The sequence below is a fragment of the Marinobacterium nitratireducens genome, from assembly GCF_014645375.1.
Lineage (GTDB): Bacteria > Pseudomonadota > Gammaproteobacteria > Pseudomonadales > Balneatricaceae > Marinobacterium_A > Marinobacterium_A nitratireducens.
This window is the reverse complement of the sequence record NZ_BMLT01000028.1, coordinates 1-2427: the sequence shown is the minus strand read 5'-3', so window position 1 is coordinate 2427 and position 2427 is coordinate 1. Positions and strand designations below refer to the sequence as shown.

2 protein-coding genes are annotated in these 2427 nt (G+C 64.9%); both read right to left on the bottom strand.

Translation table 11 applies throughout. The features are described from left to right. A partial coding sequence (locus IEX85_RS23840; protein WP_188863147.1) for an NAD(P)(+) transhydrogenase (Re/Si-specific) subunit beta occupies positions 1-1184 on the bottom strand: 1184 nt, incomplete at its 3' end. Positions 1185-1194: 10 nt separating this feature from the next. Further along, on the bottom strand, positions 1195-2427 hold a 1233-nt coding region (locus IEX85_RS23835), incomplete at its 5' end, for a Re/Si-specific NAD(P)(+) transhydrogenase subunit alpha (protein ID WP_188863146.1).

Below are 2427 nucleotides of genomic sequence, written 5' to 3'. Positions count from 1 at the left end.
TTGGCACCGATCACCACGGAGACGTCGACGTCCGGGAAGTCCTCGTTGATTTCGTCCATTTCGTAGACGATATCGTACGGCACCTTGGCTTCCGCCAGCAGCACGTTCATGTGACCCGGCATGCGGCCCGCCACCGGGTGGATACCGAAACGCACGTTGACGCCCTTCTCGCGCAGCTTCTTGGTGATCTCGAACACCGTGTGCTGCGCCTGGGCCACCGCCATGCCGTAGCCCGGCAGGATCATCACTTCCTTGGCGTGCTCCAAAAGACCTGCGGCTTCTTCCGCCTCGATCGGATGGACGTCGCCGGCATCCCCGGCAGGACCCGCAGCAGCCGCTGCACCCTTGCTGGAACCGGTGCCGAAACCGCCGAGGATGACGTTGACGAACTTGCGGTTCATCGCCTTGCACATGATGTAGCTGAGGATGGCACCGCTGGAGCCGACCAGCGCACCGACCACGATCAGCAGGTCGTTGCCGAGCATGAAGCCCATCGCCGCCGCCGCCCAGCCGGAGTAGCTGTTGAGCATCGACACCACCACCGGCATGTCGGCGCCGCCGATGGCCACGACCATGTGCACGCCGAACACCAGCGCGATCAGGGTCATCAGTACCAGCCAGCCCAGGCCGCCGCCGTCCGCCGAGCCCTGCACGAACAGGATACCGAAGATCACCGCCAGCACGCCGAGGCCGGCGTTGAACCAGTGACGGCCCGGCAGCTGCAGCGGCTTGCCGCTGATCTTGGCGCTGAGCTTCAGGTAGGCCGCCACGGAGCCGGTGAAGGTCACCGCGCCGATCAGGATGCCGATGTAGGTCTCGACATCGTGAATGGTCTTGGCCGCACCGGACAGCTCGCTGTGTTGCAGCGCATTGGCGTAGCCGACGAACACCGCCGCCAGACCGACCAGGCTGTGCAGGATGGCCACCAGTTCCGGCATCTGGGTCATTTCGACCTTTTTCGCCAGGTACCAGCCAATGGCGCCGCCGGCGATCATGCCCAGCAGCAGCACGAAGTAGTTGTCGGAGACAATGCCGAAGATCGTCACCACCAGCGCCAGGCCCATGCCCAGCATGCCGTAGAGATTGCCGCGACGCGCGGACTCCTGGTGGCTGAGGCCACCGAGCGCGAGGATAAAGAGCGCGCTCGCCCCTATGTAGGAAGCTGTGATTACACCTGTGTTCATCGTTCCGCCCTTATTTCCTGAACATCCGCAGCATGCGCTGGGTCACGGCGAAGCCGCCGACGATGTTGATGCTGGTAATGAAGACTGCCAGCGTTGCCAGTATCACCACCAGCGGACTGTCGCTCGATATCTGTATCAAGGCGCCGATGACGATGATGCTACTGATGGCGTTGGTGACGCTCATCAGCGGGGTGTGCAGCGAGTGCGAAACGCCCCAGATCACCATGTAACCGATGAAGCAGGACAGCACGAAGACCGTCAAATGGCCGATGAAGTCCGGCGGCGCGACCGAGCCCAGACCCAGCAGCGCGAGACCGGCGACGGCCAGCGGCGCCAGGAACGCCAGCGGGTGTTTCGGTTTCGGTTCGGCCTTTTCGACCGCTTCGCGGGCCTTGTCGCCCATGTCGGCCTTCGGTGCCACCGACAGCCGCGGCGCGGGCGGCGGCCAGGTGACCTCCCCCTCTTTCACCACGGTGGCGCCGCGGATGACCTCGTCTTCCATGTTGACGACGATTTCGCCGTCCTTCTCCGGACACAGATCGGTCAGCAGGTGACGCAGGTTGGTGGCGTACAGCTGGCTCGCCTGGGCCGCCAGGCGGCTCGGCAGGTTGGTGTAGCCGATCAGGGTCACGCCGTGCTTCTCGACCACCTCGTTGGCGACGGTCAGCTTGCAGTTGCCGCCCGCTTCGGCCGCCAGGTCGACGATGACGCTGCCCGGCTTCATGCTCTTCACCATCTCTTCGGTGATCAGCTCCGGCGCCGGCTTGCCCGGGATCAGCGCGGTGGTGATGATGATGTCCACCTCTTTCGCCTGCTCGGCGAACAGCGCCATCTCGGCGGCGATGAACTCGGGGCTCATGGTCTTGGCGTAACCGCCGGTACCCGAGCCGTCCTCGTTCGGGAAGTCCAGCATCAGGAACTCGCCGTCCATGCTCTCGACCTGCTCCTTCACCTCGGGGCGGGTGTCGAAGGCACGCACGATGGCGCCCATGCTCTTGGCCGCGCCGATGGCCGCCAGGCCCGCGACGCCGGCGCCGATCACCAGCACCTTGGCCGGCGGGATCTTGCCGGCGGCGGTGATCTGGCCGGTGAAGAAGCGGCCGAAATGCTGCGCCGCTTCAACCACGGCACGATAGCCGGCGATGTTGGCCATGGAGCTCAGCGCATCCATTTTCTGGGCGCGGGAAATACGCGGCACGCTGTCCATCGCCAGCGCGGTGACGCCGCGGTTGGACAGATCCTG